This is a genomic window from Chryseobacterium phocaeense, assembly GCF_900169075.1.
GTDB classification, from domain to species: Bacteria; Bacteroidota; Bacteroidia; order Flavobacteriales; family Weeksellaceae; genus Chryseobacterium; species Chryseobacterium phocaeense.
The window spans coordinates 262,067-282,726 of sequence record NZ_LT827013.1 but is presented as its reverse complement, the minus strand read 5'-3'; the positions used below and the strand labels follow the sequence as shown (position 1 = coordinate 282,726).

Annotated in this window: 23 protein-coding genes; 9 read left to right on the top strand and 14 right to left on the bottom strand. The window is 39.8% G+C overall.

Going from position 1 to position 20,660, the window contains the following annotated elements; genetic code table 11:
- Positions 1-17 precede the first annotated feature (17 nt).
- The 6 genes from B7E04_RS01210 to truA all read right to left on the bottom strand — a co-directional run bounded on the left by B7E04_RS01210 (position 18) and on the right by truA (position 4,931).
- Positions 18-1,778 (bottom strand): ABC transporter ATP-binding protein, encoded by a 1,761-nt coding sequence (locus tag B7E04_RS01210; RefSeq protein WP_080776778.1) that lies wholly within the window; start codon positions 1,776-1,778, stop codon positions 18-20.
- A 127-nt stretch (positions 1,779-1,905) separates the two neighbouring features.
- Positions 1,906-2,676 carry an alpha/beta hydrolase gene (locus B7E04_RS01205; RefSeq protein ID WP_080776776.1) on the bottom strand — a complete coding sequence of 257 codons (771 nt, stop codon included), beginning with the start codon at positions 2,674-2,676 and terminating at the stop codon, positions 1,906-1,908.
- A 77-nt stretch (positions 2,677-2,753) separates the two neighbouring features.
- A complete protein-coding gene (locus tag B7E04_RS01200) occupies positions 2,754-3,341 on the bottom strand; it encodes a Crp/Fnr family transcriptional regulator (protein WP_062650089.1) in 588 nt (195 codons plus the stop codon).
- A gap of 144 nt (positions 3,342-3,485) precedes the next feature.
- The gene (locus tag B7E04_RS01195) at positions 3,486-3,824 is read right to left on the bottom strand and encodes a hypothetical protein (RefSeq protein WP_080776774.1); all 339 of its coding nucleotides are present in this window, start codon (positions 3,822-3,824) and stop codon (positions 3,486-3,488) included.
- A 68-nt stretch (positions 3,825-3,892) separates the two neighbouring features.
- The gene (locus B7E04_RS21880) at positions 3,893-4,207 is read right to left on the bottom strand and encodes a hypothetical protein (RefSeq protein WP_139785305.1); all 315 of its coding nucleotides are present in this window, start codon (positions 4,205-4,207) and stop codon (positions 3,893-3,895) included.
- Positions 4,182-4,931: a tRNA pseudouridine(38-40) synthase TruA gene (truA, locus tag B7E04_RS01190; RefSeq protein WP_080776772.1), complete on the bottom strand. Its 750-nt coding sequence runs from the start codon at positions 4,929-4,931 to the stop codon at positions 4,182-4,184. The genes B7E04_RS21880 and truA overlap by 26 nt, the downstream gene beginning before the upstream one ends.
- A gap of 97 nt (positions 4,932-5,028) precedes the next feature.
- On the opposite strand from truA, the gene lpxK reads away from it, so the two are divergent.
- From lpxK to B7E04_RS01160, 6 genes are all read left to right on the top strand, one after another.
- Positions 5,029-6,054 (top strand): tetraacyldisaccharide 4'-kinase, encoded by a 1,026-nt coding sequence (gene lpxK / locus B7E04_RS01185; protein ID WP_080776770.1) that lies wholly within the window; start codon positions 5,029-5,031, stop codon positions 6,052-6,054.
- Positions 6,038-6,853 carry a purine-nucleoside phosphorylase gene (locus B7E04_RS01180; protein ID WP_080776930.1) on the top strand — a complete coding sequence of 272 codons (816 nt, stop codon included), beginning with the start codon at positions 6,038-6,040 and terminating at the stop codon, positions 6,851-6,853. The genes lpxK and B7E04_RS01180 overlap by 17 nt, the downstream gene beginning before the upstream one ends.
- Positions 6,854-6,952: 99 nt before the next feature.
- Positions 6,953-7,468: a TlpA family protein disulfide reductase gene (locus B7E04_RS01175; RefSeq protein WP_080776768.1), complete on the top strand. Its 516-nt coding sequence runs from the start codon at positions 6,953-6,955 to the stop codon at positions 7,466-7,468.
- Positions 7,468-7,923 carry a GNAT family N-acetyltransferase gene (locus tag B7E04_RS01170; protein WP_080776766.1) on the top strand — a complete coding sequence of 152 codons (456 nt, stop codon included), beginning with the start codon at positions 7,468-7,470 and terminating at the stop codon, positions 7,921-7,923. The genes B7E04_RS01175 and B7E04_RS01170 overlap by 1 nt, the downstream gene beginning before the upstream one ends.
- Before the next feature lie 210 nt (positions 7,924-8,133).
- Positions 8,134-9,231, top strand: coding sequence for a DNA polymerase IV (gene dinB, locus B7E04_RS01165; RefSeq protein WP_080776764.1), 1,098 nt, complete (start codon positions 8,134-8,136; stop codon positions 9,229-9,231).
- 42 nt (positions 9,232-9,273) lie between these two features.
- Positions 9,274-10,752: an alpha-amylase gene (locus B7E04_RS01160; RefSeq protein WP_080776928.1), complete on the top strand. Its 1,479-nt coding sequence runs from the start codon at positions 9,274-9,276 to the stop codon at positions 10,750-10,752.
- A gap of 76 nt (positions 10,753-10,828) precedes the next feature.
- Here B7E04_RS01160 and B7E04_RS22050 read toward each other — a convergent pair whose 3' ends face one another.
- The 3 genes from B7E04_RS22050 to B7E04_RS01150 form a co-directional block, all read right to left on the bottom strand.
- Positions 10,829-10,999: a bacteriocin-like protein gene (locus B7E04_RS22050; protein ID WP_165439391.1), complete on the bottom strand. Its 171-nt coding sequence runs from the start codon at positions 10,997-10,999 to the stop codon at positions 10,829-10,831.
- A gap of 112 nt (positions 11,000-11,111) precedes the next feature.
- The gene (locus B7E04_RS01155; RefSeq protein ID WP_080776762.1) at positions 11,112-12,455 is read right to left on the bottom strand and encodes a carboxylesterase family protein; all 1,344 of its coding nucleotides are present in this window, start codon (positions 12,453-12,455) and stop codon (positions 11,112-11,114) included.
- 163 nt (positions 12,456-12,618) lie between these two features.
- The gene (locus tag B7E04_RS01150; RefSeq protein ID WP_080776926.1) at positions 12,619-13,521 is read right to left on the bottom strand and encodes a helix-turn-helix domain-containing protein; all 903 of its coding nucleotides are present in this window, start codon (positions 13,519-13,521) and stop codon (positions 12,619-12,621) included.
- Positions 13,522-13,651: 130 nt separating this feature from the next.
- Here B7E04_RS01150 and B7E04_RS01145 point away from each other — a divergent pair, with 130 nt between their 5' ends.
- Complete coding sequence (locus B7E04_RS01145; protein ID WP_080776924.1) at positions 13,652-14,056, top strand: cupin domain-containing protein; 405 nt, start codon at positions 13,652-13,654, stop codon at positions 14,054-14,056.
- A 31-nt stretch (positions 14,057-14,087) separates the two neighbouring features.
- Positions 14,088-15,143 (top strand): NAD(P)-dependent alcohol dehydrogenase, encoded by a 1,056-nt coding sequence (locus B7E04_RS01140; protein WP_080776760.1) that lies wholly within the window; start codon positions 14,088-14,090, stop codon positions 15,141-15,143.
- A gap of 162 nt (positions 15,144-15,305) precedes the next feature.
- On the opposite strand, the gene B7E04_RS01135 is transcribed toward B7E04_RS01140, so the two are convergent.
- Positions 15,306-15,668: a winged helix-turn-helix transcriptional regulator gene (locus B7E04_RS01135; RefSeq protein ID WP_080776758.1), complete on the bottom strand. Its 363-nt coding sequence runs from the start codon at positions 15,666-15,668 to the stop codon at positions 15,306-15,308.
- Positions 15,669-15,747: 79 nt separating this feature from the next.
- Between B7E04_RS01135 and B7E04_RS01130 the strand changes: the two genes are divergently transcribed.
- Positions 15,748-16,632, top strand: coding sequence for an NAD(P)H-binding protein (locus B7E04_RS01130; RefSeq protein WP_080776756.1), 885 nt, complete (start codon positions 15,748-15,750; stop codon positions 16,630-16,632).
- A gap of 635 nt (positions 16,633-17,267) precedes the next feature.
- Here the strand turns inward: B7E04_RS01130 and B7E04_RS01125 are convergent.
- The 4 genes from B7E04_RS01125 to B7E04_RS01110 all read right to left on the bottom strand — a co-directional run bounded on the left by B7E04_RS01125 (position 17,268) and on the right by B7E04_RS01110 (position 20,658).
- Complete coding sequence (locus tag B7E04_RS01125; RefSeq protein WP_080776754.1) at positions 17,268-18,557, bottom strand: alkaline phosphatase family protein; 1,290 nt, start codon at positions 18,555-18,557, stop codon at positions 17,268-17,270.
- Positions 18,558-18,816: 259 nt separating this feature from the next.
- Complete coding sequence (locus tag B7E04_RS01120; RefSeq protein ID WP_080776752.1) at positions 18,817-19,587, bottom strand: T9SS type A sorting domain-containing protein; 771 nt, start codon at positions 19,585-19,587, stop codon at positions 18,817-18,819.
- Position 19,588: 1 nt separating this feature from the next.
- Positions 19,589-20,116, bottom strand: a complete 528-nt coding sequence (locus B7E04_RS01115) for an ankyrin repeat domain-containing protein (RefSeq protein WP_080776750.1) — start codon at positions 20,114-20,116, stop codon at positions 19,589-19,591.
- Positions 20,113-20,658: a YceI family protein gene (locus B7E04_RS01110; protein WP_080776748.1), complete on the bottom strand. Its 546-nt coding sequence runs from the start codon at positions 20,656-20,658 to the stop codon at positions 20,113-20,115. Before B7E04_RS01110 ends, B7E04_RS01115 begins: the two co-directional genes overlap by 4 nt.
- Between the last annotated feature and the right edge of the window lie 2 nt (positions 20,659-20,660).

The following is a 20,660-nucleotide window of genomic DNA, read 5'->3' as shown; positions in this document are numbered from 1 at the left end:
TTTTTGTCAGTATCTGTTTAAGATTTCTGCTTTTCTTCTTCCAGTTCCACTTCATGTCTCAGCTGGGCTTTGTACAAGGTAGCATAATAACCGTTACGGTCAAGGAGTTCCAGATGTTTTCCTTCTTCCACAATTTTCCCGTGCTCCATGACAATAATTTTATCTGCTTTTTCAATGGTTGAAAGCCTGTGGGCAATAATGATGGAAGTTCTGTTCTTCGTAATTTTTTCCGTAGCCCTCTGGATCAGCTTTTCACTCTCATGATCGATAGACGAAGTGGCTTCATCCAGGATCAGGATTTTCGGATCAGATAAATAAGCTCTAAGGAAAGACAGCAGCTGTCTCTGGCCTAAAGAAATAGAAGAACCTCTTTCGCTGACCACAAAATCATAGCCTCCAGGAAGCTGCTCAATGAACTGGTCTACCTCAATTTCTTTTGCCCCTGCCTTTATTTTTTCCAGCGTAATGGTTTCATCCCCAAACGCGAGATTTTCGAAAATACTTCCGTGGAAAAGGAATACATCCTGCAGCACCACCCCAATGTGGCTTCTTAGGTTGTAGAGTTCATAATCTTTTACATCAACATCATCAATTATAATTTTTCCGGAATTAATATCATAAAGTCTGGTGATAAGACTGATGATCGTGGATTTTCCGGCACCGGTGGCTCCTACAATCGCTACGGTCTCTCCTGGATTCACTTTAAAATCGATTCCCTTCAGAACCTCCTGCTTATCATCATAGGCAAAACGTACATTTTCAAACTCTATTTTACCGTCAAAATGATCTTTTTTCACAGTCCCTGTATTCGGCATGGCATATTCTTCATCCATTAATCCCAATACCCTTTCTGCTCCTACGATCCCTCTCTGGATATTATTAAAACGGTCAGCAATCTGTCTTAACGGACGGATCAGCATGGAAATATATTGTATAAATGCAATAACCACCCCGGCACTGATGGTGATATATCCACCGTAAAAAAGAATAAATCCTATGAATAATGATGATATAAGTTCTACCACCGGAAAGAACAGAGAGAAGATGAAAACCGTTCTCAGCAAAGCTCCTTTCAGGGTGATATTGATATCGTCAAATTTTTTAAATTCAGAATCCTGCCTGTTGAACACCTGGATAATAGACATTCCTGCCAGCCTTTCCTGCACAAATGAGTTCTGATTGGAAGTCCAGTTTCTTTCGTCCCCGAATGCCTTTTTCAGCCTTTTCTGGAAAAACCTGGTGATCAGTACCATTAAAGGCAGAATCGCCAGGGTAATATAACTCAGATGGACATTGGTATTGAACATCATCACCAACACAAATATAATTCTCAGAACATCCCCGAAAACCATCAGAAAACCGTCTGTATATACGGTAGCAATAGTTTCCACATCCCCCACGGCGCGGGTTACCAGCTGCCCGATCGGTGTTTTGTCAAAAAATGAAGTTCTGAAATAGATCAGCTTCGCATACAGCCTTTCCCTGATATCGCGGATCACGTTCTGCGAAATAAAATTGGAAAAATAAACCAGGAAAAAGTTTAAAATGGTTTCTGCAAACACCAGCCCTATCAAAATATAGATATGCTTCATCATCAAAGCTTTATCCTGCAGCTTAGTGATGTCATTATCCACCACCAACATGGTAAGATAAGGCCTGTAAGTAGAAACTATGGACAGTATGACGGAAATTATCAACGTAAGGATGAACCAGGAACGGAATTTCATTCCGATAAAGAACAACCGCTTAACAATCCCCCATGTATCTTGTTTTTTCATTGTACGAGTTGAAGAAAGAATATTAAAATTCTATGCAAAAATAAGACTTTATAATTTGACAGCCTTTAGAAGTTGCTCAAAACGTTATAGAAAATTCCAGATAACACTTATTTACAGTATGAATAGCTCAGGCAAGGTTTTTCAGCCAGTTAAGAATAAATCCGGCTACTTCTTCCCAGCCTTTTTCACCACAGATAAAGTGACTTCTACCTTCAAATTCCTTAAAATCTACGATGCTGTTTTTGTTCTGATAAGCCGAGGCAATTTTTTTTGAAAAAGCGGCAGGAAAAATATGGTCATTGGAACCTGCAATAAAAAGCAGCGGCTTGTGAGGTTTCTTCATATCAAGTTTCGCGGAAGACTTGAAAAGCGGATCTCTGGCCAGTTTACGGCTTTCAGGAACAGCGACCGTTTCATACAGCTTATCACTTTCAGCTTTTGAATAATTATTGAAAAAAGCCTGATGATACCATTCTTTTGTTCCCAGATACGGACTGTTTCCTTTGAAGAAATTCACAACCGGCCATACTATTTTTATGGTAGAAAAAGGAGCCATTACATTTTTTGGAGGCGCACCGTCTATGCTTACGCCGGCCGTAGCTTTTCCAAGGTCAATCAGTTTCTGAACCATCAGACCTCCGAATGAATGCCCGATCACGATAGGTTTTTCCGGAAGTGTATCGATAAATTTCACCAGATGATCCACCGTATCATCAAAACCTACATTTTTCAGTTCCGGATGAATATTGATTTTCAGTTTTGCAGGATCACCTTCATGTCCGGGATTGGAAGGGGTATGAACGGTATAGCCCTGAGCTTCAAAATAAGTTTTCCATTCTTTCCAGCTTGTATTATTCACAAATAATCCATGAATCAATACGATAGTTTTTGTTTTCATAATGTATATTGTTTTAAATTATGAGACAAAGTTCCGCAGATAAAATGAGGATTATTTTAACCTCGGTTAAAATCGTATTATTTTCCTGAAATTCTTTTTCTTATCCTGCTCAGAGAAGGTCCCTGAATCCCTAAATAAGAGGAAATATGATACAGGGGAACATTATTGAAAATATCAGGATGCTGCCTGATGAGATCCAGATAACGTTCTTCAGGGGACTTCAGCAAAAACCCTTCAATTCTGGTCATGGTAATATTGAACGCTTCCTGAGCCAGAAGCCTGCCAAACTTTTCCCACCGATGAGACTGGTGATACAGGGAAAGCAGATCTGTGTAGCGGATATAAATAATAGAGGCATCCGTCAAAGCCTGGGTATGATAGTCACAAGGAATCTGATTGATAAAACTTTTAAAGGAAACTACAAAACCATTGGCAGAATACAGGAACACATTTTTCTCCTCTCCTGTTTTTTCTTCAATGGTATAGGAACGGAAAACGCCCTCCACAATAAATCCGAAATAGGTACAGACCGTTCCCCGGAGATTGTAGAAGTCCCCTTTCTTATAGGTTTTCGGAAGCCAGAAATCTTCAGACTTTTTAAATTCATCCTCTGAAAGACCGGCAAACTGATTCAGGGCAAAAGCTAATTTCTCAATTTCAGTCATGGCAGTAGTTTTTAATTTCTTTGGCTGTTCTGATGCTTTCTAAAATGAACTTTTTTCTTTATTGGCTGATCGTTGACTAAGGCACTCGAAGCCAACTCATATGATGACTTTGAGAACTCAGTCACCTGGTTCTGTCATAGAATCTTAATCTTTTTCTCCTATTTTTTCAATTTCAACAGAAGGTTTACTGATATGTTCTTTTACGAATTTCTTCTCAAGAAGCTGATACACTCCATATACCACGGCAATGGAAATAATCCAGCTGATCAGGTTGACAAAAGAAAACCCGGCATAATCTACGTTATCTACCGACGAAGGGTCTGTGATCCCTTTGTAAATTCCGTAAGAAAAACCAAATAACAGCTGTGATCCAAGATAGATCCCGATCGCTAAAATTCCGTAATGCCATTTTGTTTTCCCGAACCTTTCGGCAAGTTGTGCGTAATACCGGTACGCTCCGATAAGAATAAAAATTGATAACATAATTTGTGTTTTATCTGTTAAAAAATCTCAGGATGATCCTGATGAATTCTCTGTTTGTTTTCAAAGATTTAATTTCCTTTCCATCTTCTTTCAAGATAACCGTAAACAATCCATGCAGCGATCAAAGAAAGAATCCAGGCCAGGATATTCACTAAAGATAGCGTATTAAAATCAATTTCCTGAACATAATGATTGGGATCCAGAATAATTCCGGCAAATCCATACATGAGCATACAACTAAACTGAACCGCAAAGCATAATGCCACACCCGGAAAGCCGTACTGCCATCCCACTCTGCCGTTGCGTACCGCTAATTTCTGATAAGAAAATAAGCTCCTACGGCGATCAGGATTGAAATCATATATTCTCTGTTTCAAATTCATAGCCCACATCCACAAGATATAATCCATGTCCCGGAGCAGACGTTCCGGCAGCATTCCGGTTTTTATCTTCGATAATTCTTCTCAGTTCTTCCGGTTTTATTTTTCCGCTCCCTATTTCTACCATCGTTCCGACGATAGCACGAACCATATTCCTCAGAAAACGGTTGGCGGAAACCGTAAATTTAAGTTCCGTTCCATCCTGCTCCCATTCTGCTTTGTAGATCTTGCAGATATTGGTTTTATTATCAGTTTTCAGCTTGGCGAAACTGGTAAAATCTTCATACTCAAACAGGATCTTACAGGCTTCATTCATCGGGCCAATGTTCAGCTTTCTTTTCCAGTGCTGCCAGGCAGATTCCTCAGTGAAAGGATTCTTCGCCAGTGAAATATAATATTCGTAGGTTCTGTACGTAGCATCAAAGCGGGCATGAAAGTCATCTTTCACCTTAAATATCCTTTTAACGGCAATATCGGGCGGCAGAAAACTATTCAGTTTATGGGGAAGGTTCACCTCATCCACTGCTTTTTCCGTATCAAAATGGGCAAATATTTTTTTGGCATGAACTCCGGTATCCGTTCTTCCGGCACCCGTCGTTTTAATTTCCTCTCTTAAAATGGTGGAAAGTGCTTTTTCCAGTTCTTCCTGCACAGAAATAGCATCCGGCTGGATCTGATAACCGAAATAATTTTTTCCGTTGTAAGAAAATTCAATAAAGTATCTCAATGTATTGCAATAACTCCACAAAAATACTTTAATTTAATGAAAAGTCTTTGAGAATATTGCACAAAATGCTTATGAAAATCCCTATTTTTGCAAACGTATGAAAAGATGGTACCTTTATCCTTTTTCCCTCGGTTATCACTTGGTAACGGGTATCCGAAACACAATGTATGATCTGGGAATTTTTAAAACGACAAAATTCAAGACTCCGATAATCAATGTCGGGAATCTTTCTGTGGGTGGAAGCGGAAAATCACCTATGGTGATGTATCTGGCTCAATACCTTTCCAAACACTACAGGACAGGGGTGCTCTCACGCGGTTACGGCAGGCTGACCAAAGGTTACGAAGTCACCAATTACGACAGCAATTATAAGATTGTGGGTGATGAAGCGATGCAGCTTTTTGAGCGTTTCAAAAACCGTTTCGTCATTGCGGTTTCGGAAGAAAGAGTTCCCGGGGCCAAAAAAGTGATCGAGGACATGGATCTTGATGTTCTGGTTCTGGACGATGCTTTACAGCACAGGGCTATAAAAGCAGGCTTCAACATCCTGATGACCGATTTTAATGATCCTTATTTTAAAGATCACCTTCTTCCGGCCGGGGATCTGAGAGAATCAAGAAACGGCTCCAAGAGAGCTGACATCATTATGGTCAGCAAATGTCCTGATGAGCTTACCGAAGAAACCAAACGCTATTATATTTCAAGGATAAGACCTTCCCATAACCAAAAAGTATTCTTTTCATCCATCGGTTATGACGAAAACGTGTACGGAAAAGATAAAATGCTTCCGGATAACAACCTGAACTATTATGACATTCTCCTGATCACGGGAATTGCCAATCCGAAGCCTCTTCTTGAGCATCTTGCGAAATTTTCGCAGCGCGTGAAACATATAAAATTCAGGGACCATCATAATTTTACGGATGATGATATCAAAAAAATCACAGCAGAATACAAAAAATTGGGAGAATACAAACTGATCCTGACCACAGAAAAAGATTATGTACGTCTGAAAACTTTTGACTATCTTAGAGAAATTGTTTACTACTGGCCGATCAATGTGATCATTGATAAAAAGGAAGAATTCAATGAAATCATCCTGGATTATGTTAGAAAAAATTAAGCAGACCTCCGATTTTATAAAAAACATCATCAAAGACGTTCCCGATTTTGCCATTGTCTTAGGGTCAGGGCTGGGAAAACTGCAGGATGAAGTGGAAGCCCTCCACATTCTGGAATACCCTGAAATCCCCAATTTTCCGCAAACAACTGTTACCGGGCACGGAGGAAAGCTGATTTACGGAATCCTTGAAGGCAAAAAAGTGCTGATGATGAGCGGACGCTTTCATTATTACGAAGGCCATTCCATGGAAACAGTGACTTTTCCGATCAGGGTCTTCCATCTTCTGGGGATTAAAAATCTTATTCTTTCCAATGCATGCGGCGGCGTAAATCCTGCCTATAACGTTGCAGATATTGTTATTTTAAAGGATCATATCAATATGATGCCTGAACATCCGCTCCGTGGAAAAAATATTGAATCGTTCGGGCCGCGTTTTGTGGATATGAGCGAGCCCTACAATAAAAAAATGATTGAAACCGCTGAAAAAGCAGCAGCTGAAAATCAGATCAGGATTCATCAGGGAGTTTATGTGGCCTTACAGGGGCCGACCTTCGAAACGCCTGCGGAATATGGCATGATCAAAGCCATCGGAGGCGATATGGTGGGCATGAGTACCGTTCCCGAAGTGATTGTTGCCAGACATATGGATATGGATGTTTTCTGCATCTCCGTTATTACAGACCTTGGCGGACCTGATATTGCGCTGGCCGTTTCCCACGAAGAAGTTCTGAATGCCGCCAATAAAGCCATGCCGAATGTGATTGCGGTGGTTAAAGGTCTGGTTAAAAATTACACCTAAGTTTATAGAATTTTTCAATTCATAAATTTTTCCTAATTCATAAAAAATCAGGCTTCAATTGTATTTCATTGTTTAGATTTGTAGAAATGAAATAGAAGAATGAAAAAGCTGGCATTAATTTTTACACTAAGTATTTTCGCACTGGGTTATTCGCAGGAGCAGCCGAAAGTTCTTAAAACCGGTTTCTCAAAAGAAGCTCTGGGGCAAAAGCTGGAAGATGAGGAAGGAAAAAGCATCACAATTCAGCAGATTCTCGATCACCATAAAGGAAAAGTTCTGGTAATTGATTTCTGGGCGGGATGGTGCAGAGACTGCTTAAAAGCGCTTCCGAAAGCCGGAGAACTTGAAAGAAACAATCCCAATGTAGATTTTATATTCCTTTCCCTGGAAAGATCCAAAGATGGTTTTGATAAAAGCCTTGACCGGTTCCAGATGAAAGACAAGGACAATTACTGGTTTGCTTCCGGATGGAAAAACGATTTCAACAATTATATTGACCTCAACTGGATCCCGAGATATATGGTGATTGATCAAAAATCCTCGATCGCAAAATATTACGCTATTTCACCGGAAGATCCGGAAATTCAAGAAACCATAAACCGTCTGTTACAATAATGATTACGAGGGAAGCCACTGAAAAGGATCTGAACATCCTTTTGGAATTCGAACAGGGCATTGTTACTGCAGAAAGACCGTATAACAGCACGCTTATCGAAGGAGAAATTCATTATTATGATCTGCTTCAACTGATCAAATCTGAAGACGCATTTGTTATCGTTGCTGAAGAAGATGGCGAGATTGTGGCATCCGGATATGCAAAGATCAAAACACCGGCAAATAATTACTCCGATTTTGACCGTTATGCTTATCTGGGCTTTATGTTTGTAAAGCCGGAACACCGGGGAAAAGGAATCAATAAACTTGTTCTTGATGAGTTGATCAGCTGGGTGAAATCAAAAGGTCTTTCAGAAATAAGGCTCGATGTTTATGCTGAAAACGAATCTGCGGTAAAAGCATATGAAAAAGCAGGTTTTAAGTCTTTGCTCGTTACGATGAGAATGAAAGTATAAAGTAAGGGAGTCTGAAGCCGGAAGAGGGAAGTTATTACAGTCCGAGGCAGGATTAAGCTGTAGTTTTTATTAATTTTCTTAATTAAATACTAAAGCAGCTGTTTAAAATTATGGAATACCAATAACTTCCAGCCTCCATCTTCCTGCTTCCAACCCTGGAAAATCCCGTTTAATTATACTTCAAAATAAAGGAATCCATATCTTTGCGGTATGGATTCTTCTTTTCCCATCCGCAAAATTATTCATGTTGATATGGATGCATTTTATGCTTCTGTGGAACAGCATGATGATCCCTCGCTCAAAGGGAAGCCTATTGCAGTAGGGGGAGAACACCGTGGCGTGGTTTCAGCGGCTAGTTATGAGGCCAGGAAATATGGTGTTCGTTCAGCTATGCCCAGCAAAACGGCAAAGGAAAAGTGTCCGCACCTTATTTTTGTGCCGCCCCGTTTTGCCAGGTATAAGGAAATATCGAAACAGATCCGGGCTATTTTTCATGAATACACAGATCTTGTAGAGCCCCTTTCGCTGGATGAAGCCTATCTGGATGTTACCGAAAATAAAAAAGAAATGGAATCTGCCAATCAGATTGCTAAAGAGATCCGCCAGAAAATATTTGAGCAGACCGGGCTTACGGCTTCAGCAGGTATTTCCGTGAATAAATTTCTGGCCAAAGTAGCTTCTGATATCAATAAACCGAACGGGCAGAAAACCATCCATCCTGATAAAATAGAAGCCTTTCTGGAAGAGCTTCCCGTAGAAAAATTTTACGGCGTAGGAAAGGTTACTGCTAACAAAATGTTTAGTTTAGGAATTTATAAAGGAAAAGATTTAAAGAAGAAATCCCATGAAGAGCTGGTGAGGCTTTTTGGAAAATCCGGAGCCTACTATTACAATGTAGTGCGCGGGATTCATCATTCTGAAGTAAAGCCGCACCGCATTCAGAAGAGTGTTGCCGTGGAAAGAACTTTTTTTGAGGATCTTTTTGATGACCAGGAGATCAATGACAAACTGGAGCATCTGAGCCAGGAACTTCATCAGCGGCTGCAAAAGCATAATATCCTGGGAAGATCTCTAACCTTAAAAATTAAATATAAAGATTTCTCCCTTTTTACCAGAAGCTTCACAAAAGAAGATTATTTCACCTCGCCTGAACAGTACTTCAATACCGGAAAGAAACTATGGGAACTAAGGCCCTTTGATAAGCCTGTAAGATTATTGGGACTTTCCCTTTCCCATCTCAATACGGAAGAGAAAAAACAGGTCTCCATTCAACTAAAAATACCGTTTGAGGAATTTGAAAACCAATAGGTGAAAAATTTTCACTATCTTGTAGAAACCAAATCATCTTATATGAACCCAACAATGATTCAATTTTTCCACTGGTATTCTGAAGGAAATGGAAAATTATGGAAAGAAACAGCAAAAGAAGCAAAACATCTGGCAGAATTAGGAATCACTTCAGTTTGGTTTCCACCCGCCTACAAAGGGACCAACGGCGGATATTCGATAGGATATGATGCCTATGATCTGTATGACCTCGGAGAATTTGACCAGAAAGGAAGCGTTCCCACAAAGTATGGAACCAGGAATGATTATTTAAAAGCGATTAAAGCCTTAAAACAGCAGAATATAGAAGTCATTGTTGATATTGTCCTGGGGCATAAAGCCGGAGGTGACGAGCTGGAAAAATTTAAAGCGGTAAAAGTTGACGAAAACAACAGGGAAAAAATAATTTCCGATGTTATTGAGATAGAATCGTATACCAAATTTACATTTCCTGGCAGAGGAAAAAAATATTCTGATTTTGAATGGAATTTCACCTGTTTCAGCGGAGTAGATTATGCAGAAGGGATGGACTCCCACATCTTCAAAATACAGTCTGAATACGGTGACGACTGGGAAGAAATGATTGATGATGAGAAGGGAAACTATGATTATCTCATGTACAACGATATTGAGCACCGCAATCCTTTCGTACGTGAAGAGCTGAACAGCTGGGCGGAATGGTATTTCAATCTGACTGATTTTGACGGCGTAAGGCTTGATGCATTAAAACATATTTCATTTGATTTTTATAAGGAATGGCTTACGATGCTCCGCTCCAATTCCGGAAAAAATATTTTTGCCGTAGGGGAATACTGGGCTCCCGGACACCTTCATCTTCTGCAGAAGTACATTGAAGTGACGGAAGGCTGCATGAGTCTTTTTGACAGCTCCCTGCAGAATAATTTTCACACAGCTTCCCGGGAAGGCGGTTCTTACGATCTCCGGCGGATTTTTGACGAAACGCTTACCCAGGCAGATCCTATGCACTCCGTAAGCCTTGTGGCTAATCACGATACACAGCCTCTCCAGGATCTTGAGGCCCCCGTAGAAGCATGGTTCAAACCTATAGCGTATGCCCTTATCCTGCTCCGGGAGAACGGTTATCCCTGCGTTTTTTATCCCGACCTGTACGGTGCCCAGTATGTGGATAAAGACCGGGAAGGTAATGATCAGAAAATTTTTCTTGAAAAAGTAGATGGCATAGAAGACCTTCTCAAAGCCAGAAAAGATCATGCATACGGATTGCAGAGAGATTATTTTGAGGATGCCAATTGTCTTGGCTGGACACGCGAAGGAGATGATGACCATTCCGGATGTGCTGTAGTACTGAGCAATAAAGATGCTTATCAGAAGCCTATGGAAGTAGGAACACGGTATTCAGGTCAAAACTTTACAGACCTTCTTAAAAGATCCGCAGAAAAAGTAAGTATTGATGAGAACGGCTGGGGAAATTTTCCGGTTCCCGCCGGAAATGTAAGTGTGTGGATTCCTGAATCTGTATAAAGTCACTTAAAAAAAGCATACAAGACCAAACGGCCCTGTATGCCTGAAAGTAATCTTACAAAGATTGATTATTGTTTTAGCAATAGATATATCTGCAGTTCCAGATGTCCATTGCCCATTCGCAGCAGTGACCTTCTTCGTTGGAGGTACAGCATACCCAGTTTCGGATTGGTCCCGCTGCCCCTTTTACATTTTTAAGTTCCTGTCTGTCGATTTTCTTCAGGTTTGTTGAAATTTTTGCTTTCATAATCATGATATTTTATAGTTTGATTATAAATTTACATAAAATATAACAACAATCTGTGAATTATTATCATCAATTACAGATTCAAATCTATCTATGACATGAGCACATTAATTTAACCTGTAATTTTCTGAATTTTAAGAATTTCCGGTCTTTCGGAATCATCAGAAATGCTCCCGTTCCTGGCAAATTCAGCCCAGAGTGCCCGTAATTTTTTTCCGTTTTCATGGATAAATGCCCACGGAATATCTTTTAACATTTCTGCGGATTTCCAGGCTTGCTCGTTTCCGAAAATCAGCGGAAGATCTATACAGTGCGGTGCACCGATATGATAATCTTGTGATCCGGAGTGAATCCTGAACAGATAGACATTCCCTCCTGCTTTTGCATAGTTTTCTGCGAAGATTCTTGCAGGATTTCCATAGATGAATTCTGTAGTTTTCTCTACGGTTTTATTCATAATTTTTAAGCCCATACCTGTTCCGAAATATTTATTCATAGCTTCGGAAGTTTTAAGGTAGAAAGCTGTTTCATCATTATTCAGGCCGATCAAAACGTCGTATTTTCGCGCATTGGCTTTCCACTGATCTACAGTTTCCTCTTCTCTGCACAAAGGCGGAAAACCATACTGAACACCAAAAGGCATGGCTGCTTTTAAGCCGTATTTCAGAACAGAAGGCACAAATTTCCTGTATTCATCCATCATTCTTAAAACATCAGCCTCATCTTTCAGTGGCTCTGTCTTCCGCAAAAATTCTGCAGACATTTTCTGTCTTTTATGTCGAAGCCCCAGAGGAGCACTTTGGATAATCACTCTTTGAAATAAATCTTCCACTCCTTCGGAAATCATCAGGTGTGCAATGGCATCACCGCCGGAAGACTGTGCTAAAAGCGTCACATTTTCAGCAGCTCCCCCAAATTCAGAAATATAATTTTTGATCCACTTCAATGCTTCTATGATATCAAAAAGCCCCAGATTGGGAGGCCTGCTTTCATCCCCGCCCAGAAAACCGAACAGCCCGAGTCTGTAGGAAACCGTCACCACAATAACCTGCTGCTCCTTTACCCAATCGCTGGGATCGGAAGTGGGAAGATCTCCGCATCCTATTTCATGAGATCCTCCATGAATCCAGACTACCACCGGAAGCTTTTCATTTTCTGTAATATGTTCAGGACGGATGACGGAAAGATATTGCGTGGATTCATCGGGATCAAAGTTTTCTATATGGGTCGTTCCAATCATCTTTTCTACCAGCTGGCTGATGACCTGCGGGCAAACAGGAGTTTTGTCCGGGAAAATCAGTTCTTTGGGAGAAGGCTGCTCAGGAACAGGTTTTTGAAACCTTTCCGAGCGGGCATACCGGATGCTTTTAGCTTTGATGACGCCATTTTCTTTTAGAGCGATTATTTTCCCAAAGGAGGTCTGAAAAATATGGGTTGCAGTCTGTGGAACCGTCATTGTAAAACTTTGAAAAATTGTATCTAATAAAATTAATCCAGTTTTTTGGAATGAGGAAATTTAAACACGAATATCACTAATTTTTAACACTAATGTTCACTAATGGTTCCGGATAAAATCGTGGTATTTGTGAAAGGATTTGTGTTATTAGTGTTTTAAATAATCAGTTCAATGTTTTATATTCGCTTGGAGAAACGCCCACTTTGGTTTTGAAGAGTCTGGTAAAATGCTGCGGATATTTAAACCCAAGGTCATACGAAATTTCACTGATGGATTTTGAAGGGTTCAGAATCTGCTCCTTAGCTGCATCAATGAGTTTGTTATGAATAAATTCCTGAGCGGAAATTCCCAGTTCTTTTTTAATCAAATCCCCAAAATAATTGGCAGACAGGTTTAATTTTTCAGCAAAATAATTGACCATGGGAAAACCAATATTTTTGGGATTATCAGATTTAAAATAATCATCCACCAGGTTTTCAAATTTCCCGATCACTCCCTGATTGACATGATCCCTGGTGATAAACTGACGGTCGTAAAAACGCATACAGTAATTCAGAAATAGCTCGATATTATTTACGATCAGCGATTTGCTGTGTTTATCAATAGACTGCTCAAGCTCAAGCTTTATATTTTTAAAACATTCCAGAACAATCTCTCTTTCCTTCTCTGAAAGATGAAGGGCTTCGTGGACATCGTAGGAAAAGAAGCTATAGTCTTTTATGTTTTTGCTTAGATTGGTTCCTTTGATCAGGTCCGGATGAAAAATGAGGGCATAGCCCGCCGGCTGAATCCAGTTTCCTTTATTGTAAATTCCATACGTTTGGCCGGGCGCGATAAACACCAATGTTCCTTCCTGATAATCGTAACTGTTTTTTCCGTAAAACATATCTCCACACATCACATCTTTCAAAAAAACAGTATAAAAACCAAACGTTCTTTTATGCTGGCAAATAAGATCGGATTTAGAAAAATCAATCACACTTACCAACGGATGCAGGGTTTCATGATTGGCCATCTTATTATATTCTGATACACTGTTGTAAATTTCAACTTCCTGATTTTCCATGAATTTCATTTTAATCTTATTCAAAATTACCACTTTCCGGCGGATCTTATACAGTGTCTGTAAAATTGGTAAGTATTTCGGTAATCCGTATAAGTTATTTTTATCTAAAAGTTTCGACTTTTGTATTGTTATGGAAACATTCAATACAAACATTTTTCCAAAAGGAGAAAAAGCACCCGAAGATTATTTTTCGGGAGGAACAGCCTGGGTTCACATTTTAAAACCTGATGAAGATGAGCTGGACTGCCAGATTGCCCACGTTATTTTTGAAGCGGGATGTAGAAATAACTGGCATTCTCACAGCGGCGGCCAGATTTTAATCGTAACTTCAGGAACAGGATTATATCAAGAAAAAGGAAAACCCATCAAGGCTTTACATCCAGGTGATACCGTGAATATTCTTCCTGGAACTATCCACTGGCACGGCGCTGGTCCGACCGGTGAATTTTCCCATATAGCCATCAATCCCAACACTCACAATGGTATTGTGGAATGGCTGCGACCGGTAAGCGATGAGGAATACTATAATTTATAACTGAACTTATTAACTTAAATTAAATAAACCAATGAGCACATTAACAGTAAAAGCCTACGGAGCAGAGTCTACCACGGCAGACCTGAAAGAAATGAACATCGAAAGAAGAGCAGCCACTCCCAAGGATGTAGAAATTGAAATTCTCTACTGTGGGGTATGCCACTCTGACCTTCATACGGCAAGAAACGACTGGGGCGGGTCTTTGTATCCTGTAGTTCCGGGACACGAAATTGTAGGAAGAGTTACCCAGGTGGGAAGTGAAGTTTCCAAATTCAAAGTGGGAGATCTTGCAGCAGTAGGATGCATGGTAGATTCCTGCGGACATTGCGACAGCTGTAAGCAGGACCTTGAGCAGTATTGCTTAAACGGATTCACGGGAACTTACAATGGACAGGATAAGCATCTGGGAGGTCATACTTTTGGTGGTTACTCCCAGAAAGTAGTGGTAGATGAGCATTTTGTTCTAAGTGTACCGGAAAATCTGGATCTTGCCGCTGTAGCACCGCTTTTATGCGCCGGAATTACCACATGGTCTCCATTAAGACACTGGAATGTGGGTCCGGATTCTAAAGTTGCCGTGGTTGGTTTGGGAGGATTGGGACATATGGCAATCAAATTAGCAAAAGGTTTGGGAGCTGAAGTCACTTTATTTTCAAGAACACCTGGAAAAACGGAAGATGCCAAACAGCTGGGAGCGGATCACGTAATTATTTCCACAGATGATTCACAGATGGAGACTGTAAAAGGAAAATTTGACCTGATCATTGATACAGTTCCTTATGAGCACGATATCAATCCTTATATGCAGACGATCAGCCTGAACGGAACTTTGGTTCTTGTAGGATTCGTAGGTGAATTCCAGAATGATGAAGTAAGCACGAGACCAATGATCTTCCAGCGCCGTTCTGTTGCAGGATCGTTAATCGGTGGGATTGCTGAGACCCAGGAATTACTGGATTTCTGCGGAAAACATAATATTGTTTCGGAAATTGAACTGATCAAAATGCAGGACATCAATCACGCTTATGAGAGAATGCTCAAGAGTGATGTGAAATACCGTTTTGTTATTGATATGCAATCTTTGTAATACTTCGTATATTTTTTAACTTTAAGGCTGTCTCCGGACAGTCTTTTTTGTCTCTTGGTTTTTTATGTTTTGGCTAAAGCCGGATTCAATGCAAAAAAATTGAAAGGGCTAAAGCCCGTTTCTATTGAATATATTCGTATTATGAAATATTGTGCTATGTAATTATTTATCCTTCCTTTTCATATCCTGAAAAGCCCATTCGGCCATAGCATCAATTACCGGAGCTAATTTAAGACCCGTCTTACTCAACTCATAAGTAACATGTGGAGGGACAACGGGCTTGGCTGTACGGATAATGAGCCCATCCGCTTCCAATTGTTTAAGATGCTGGATCAGCATTTTTTCTGTTACTTCGGGAATGGCCCGTTTTAATTCGCTGTATCTTTTCTCCCCTGTTGAAAGGTTAAACAGGATAATAGGTTTCCAAAAACCTCCTATTTTTTCCATTACATACATTACGGGACATTGTTCCAGTATACTTTTTCTGTTCTGCTGGATAGTGGAGCTTTCTTTAATGGCTGTCATAATACATACTTTAGGGTAAGTACTTGTATAAAAGTAAGTACAAATATACCTTTGTCCCAGAAAATAAACAACATTTAATATGAAAATTATTGTAACAGGTTCTTTAGGGAACACAGCAAAACCATTAGCACAGCAATTAACTGCAGAAGGTCATGATATTACAGTTATCAGCAGCAGTGAGAGCAGGAAGAGTGAGATTCAATCTCTTGGGGCAACGGCAGCCATCGGTTCCATTACGGATGTTGACTTTCTGGTGAAAACTTTTGAAGGCGCAGATGCTGTATTTGTCATGACTCCACCTATCATGGGCGAAAGCAATATTGTTGAAAATACGGTTAACGCAGGGAAAAACTATGCTGAAGCTCTTGAAAAAGCACAGGTAAAAAGAGTGGTCATGCTCAGCAGTGTAGGTGCTGATTCTCCTGTCGAAAATGGGCCAATAAAGGGACTTCATCACATTGAAAAATTATATAGCAAGCTGGAAAACACTTCGGTTACTTTTTTGAGAGCCGGCTATTTCTACATCAATTTCTTCAATGATATTCCACTCATTAAAAACGCAGGAATCCTTGGCGGAAACTATCCTGAAGACGTCAATATCCCGGTGACACATCCAGCTGATATTGCTAAGGCAGCTGCAGAAGAACTGGTAAAAAACACACCAGGAAAAAATATCCGTTATGTGGTAAGCGATTCCCGACCACCTTCAGATTTTGCAAAAGTTTTAGGTGCTGCTATCGGAAATCCAGAATTACCCTGGGTAGAGTTTACTGATGAACAGTCTCTGGATGGAATGTTACAGGCAGGTCTTCCTAAAGAAATGGCGGAACTTTATGTTGAAATGGGAAGAGGCATGAAAACCGGAATAGTTCAGAAGGATTTTATTGAGCATGGCGCTGTAGTGGATGGAGCGGTTAAGCTTGAGGAATTTGCTGAAGAATTTGCCGGGCGATTTAATTCCTAATGTTTTAGTTCTTTTGTCTTGAAACAAAAGAAACAAAAATTCAAGACCTGGAAACTTCCGCTAAAAATTAAAAATGAATCCTAAAATTTCCAAAACTTGCTCGAATCTGATATTTGTTCTTCGGCTTAATATTTGAGTCGTGCTTCAGACAGTGGAAATTTTTAACGGATTCACTTTTAATTTTCTTAACGCTCCATTTTCCTATGTTACTCTTGAAATATAAACATGTTTCGGCGAGCCTCTGGCTCGCCGAAACCTATTTTTAGCAAAAATTCTGGACTTCAGGCGCAATTTACTGAAGAATTCGCCGACAAGTTTAATTCTTAATGTTTATTTCTTTTGTATTGAAACAAAAGAAACAAAAATTCAAGACCTGGAAACTTCCGCTAAAAATTAAAAGTGAATCCTAAAATTTCCAAAACTTGCACGAATTTGATATTTGTTCTTCGGTTTAATATTTGAGTCGTGCTTCAGACAGTGGAAATTTTTTAACGGATTCACTTTTAATTTTCTTAACGCTACATTTTCCTATGTCACTATTGAAATATTAAAACAGTTTCGGCGAGCCTGCGGCTCGCCGAAACTGTTTTATAGGCAAAATTTAAAGTCAAAACTTCATCAACCTTAACCTTAATCTATTTCTTTTCCTTCAAGGTCTTCTTCAGAACGTTAAGTTTCCCGTCAATCGGTTCATCAATTTTTAATCCTAAGATATTAGCCACCAAAGGATAAACATTTACATTAGAAAATTCTTTAACCACAAGATTATTTTTAAATTCAGGTCCCCAGGCGTAGAATGTGGCTTTCATTTCAGGGACCAGTCTCGGATTATACCCATGTTTTCCAACAGACGGTTTCCAGCCTTTTTCTAAAAATATTTTAGGAGCTTTCGGAATCAGAAGAATTTGTCCAATCCTTTGATACCGGTCATCCCTTGTCGCGAAATGAAGATACTTAGGCAGTTTTTTATCCAGATATACTTCGTAGTCATCCGTTTTTATAGATTTCAATTTTTTGTACACTGCTTTAACCTCAGACGGATTCTTCACATATACTCTCACCAGCGTCTGGGAATTGTAGAGATCAAATCTGTTTTTATCAAGAAGCATCGCAGGAACTTCCAGAGGTGCTCCACCATCTACTTTGATCATCCCATGATCAGAAACGAAAACAAAATTTACATTTTTTAATCCAAGTGCATTGACTTTCTGAACAAGCTCTCCAATAGCATCATCTATCAAATGAACTGCATTTTCTGTTTCCTGACTGTCTGGTCCATAATGATGTCCGCTTCCATCTACTTCCGGGAAATAAAGAGAAATGAAATGCGGTCTTTTTTCTTCCGGCAGTTTCAGCCAGTTGATCACCTTATCTACTTTTTCAGAAGGTTTGAATTTCTCATGATATGGATAATAATAAGAAGGTCTCCTTCCTCCCGCATCACTTGCAGAGCCTACCCACATGAGGGAAGCAGCAACCATCCCTTGTTTTTCAGCCAGCGCCCAAAGCGGGGTTCCCCCATACCAGCTTCCGTCTTCAGCATTTTTCTTATCCTTCATGGAATACGATTCTTTCCTCTTATAATCATAGAAAAAATTATCCACAAGACCATGATGTGAAGGATAAAGTCCGGTGATCAGACTCCAGTGGTTGGGAAAAGTAATACTTGGATAGCTGGGAATCATGGCTTCGGCCTGAACTCCGCCAGAAGCTAGCCTGAGCAGATTTTCCGCTTTGTATTTTTGTGCATAATCATAACGGAAACCATCTGCGGAGATCATAATCACATAAGGTTTACCCTGCGCTTCACTACTGTTGGTACGTCCGGAAACAGCCACCTGAGTCGTATCTGTTTCTGTAATAGCATGCTGGGCATATATTGCCAGAGAAAAAAACAGCAGTACAATTTGTATTCCTCGCTTCATTATCAAATTTTTCTGCAAAGTTAAGTTCTCTGCTGCCCGATTAAAAGTTTATCATATTAAAAGTATATTAAAAACAGACAATTTAATAAGAAGGGAGGTCTGAAACTGCAATCTTTATAATTTTTTAACTACTTATGTAAATTCAAAACTCCTCTACATTTAAAACCCTGATAACCAAACTATATCCAACGTTGTTTCCAACAAAAATGCCCCCGGAAACCGGAGACATTTATATTGAGGTTTATAAAAATTATCTTCTTTATTCTTTGATCAGTTTTTCGAAAGAAAGGCTTCCATCTTTTAAAGTGATCTCAAAATAATAAGTACCAGGTTTCAGATCTCTTACACTAATGGTTTCTCCATCAGGTTTTACCGATCTTACCTTTCTTCCAGCTGACTCATAAATATCTATCGATTTTATCAGATCTACATTTTTAATACTTACGGTTTCTCTGGCCGGATTAGGGAAAAGAATAAGTTTTTTGCTTTCCACAGCGGTTTCAGATGTTCCCAATACAGCCCTGCTTAGTACCGCGTAGCCTCTGTTAGCTGTCCCGAATCCATGGTTAGCAATTGTGGTAGAAGCTCCTTTGGCATAGAAAATATTGATTGAGCTTGTATTATTGGCAAATACTGTATCTCCGGCCCCTCCTGCAAGAGATCTGGTAGCCACAATCGTCCTGGTTCCTCCCGAAGTAGTGTTTGAGGTAATTGTCCAGTCTTGTGCAGGATCAGCATTAGGCATTTGTCCTATTCCTGCAAAAGTGTAATCAAGATTGGTGTTTGCCGTGGAATTTACGTTATAAATAAATCCATCTACTCCGACTCCCATTCCTCCGGTGGTTCCGGTTCCTCCGAATCCTACTCCTAAATAAGACGTATCCGGACCTGTAAGGGTCATTGTAACAGTAGTAGGGCTGGTGTTAATCTTAACGGTCATACCGGTAGACAGACTCACTGTTCCGGTGGTAAACTGCGCAAATGCCAGATTGGCAAGAGCTAAAGTAATGCTTAGTAAAACTTTTTTCATTTTAATTTTTTAAGAGGTTGATGATTTCTTTGTTGTTGGTCTGTAATGCATATTCAAACGGGGTCATTCCCATAGAATCTTTATGGGATTTATCTGCTTTGTGTTTCAGCAGCATCTCTACAAGCTCTTTATTCCCGAATTTTACCGCCCAGAACAGGGGGGTATATCCGGAGACATCAGCAATATTCGGATCGGCATTCTTACTTAATAAATAAGCTGCCAGATCTTTGTTGTATTTCACTGAAAGTCCTGAGAGAGCGGTTCCTTCCGGACTTTTGTAATTGAGATCTTTTACGTTATCTATCAAAAACTTAGCCACTTCCACATTACCCCTGTAGCATGCCAGGATAAGTGGAGAAAACCCATTTTCATTGGTTTTGTTGATAATATCCGGGTCCTGTTTCATCAGTTCTTTTACTTCTGCTACCGTTCCGCTTCTTGCCACATCAAAAACAGATCTGGTCTTTTCCTGGGCCGCAGCGAGAAAAAAACAGAAGAAAAGATGAAGTATTAATAGGGTATTTTTCATTGCTTCACCAATACATAGTTATACTCTACATTTACATTTTCAGCGACTTTTTTCATGACCATTTTAGGGATGGTCACTTTATAGTCTACAGGTCTGGCGATAAAACCACCCTGTATAAAGATTTTTCCGTCTTTTGTATATAGGGTTGCCGCAGAATTCACTGCTTTTTCCACTCCATGGAAGTTCAAAGTTCCCTGAATGGTGTATTTCTGAGCGGAGGCTGTAAGTTTAGATTTATCAAAATTCAAAACTTTTCCTTTAAAAGTGGTCTTGGGATATTTTGCTGTTTCTGCATAGCTTTCGTTGAAATGTTCTTCCATGAGCTTGGTCTTAAAATGGAAGTTTTTCACTGCAGAAACTGAGGCTATTTCTCCGTTGTCTGCATTGAAAACGACAAGATTGTTGTCATCCTTTGCATACACATCTTCGAAAAGCGGTACGGATGCTTCAAAAGTCACACTGCCTGTTTTGGAACTGTATTTCTGGGCTGAAGCAAGACCTCCCAAAAACAGAATGGCACTCATTACTACTAATTTTTTCATAT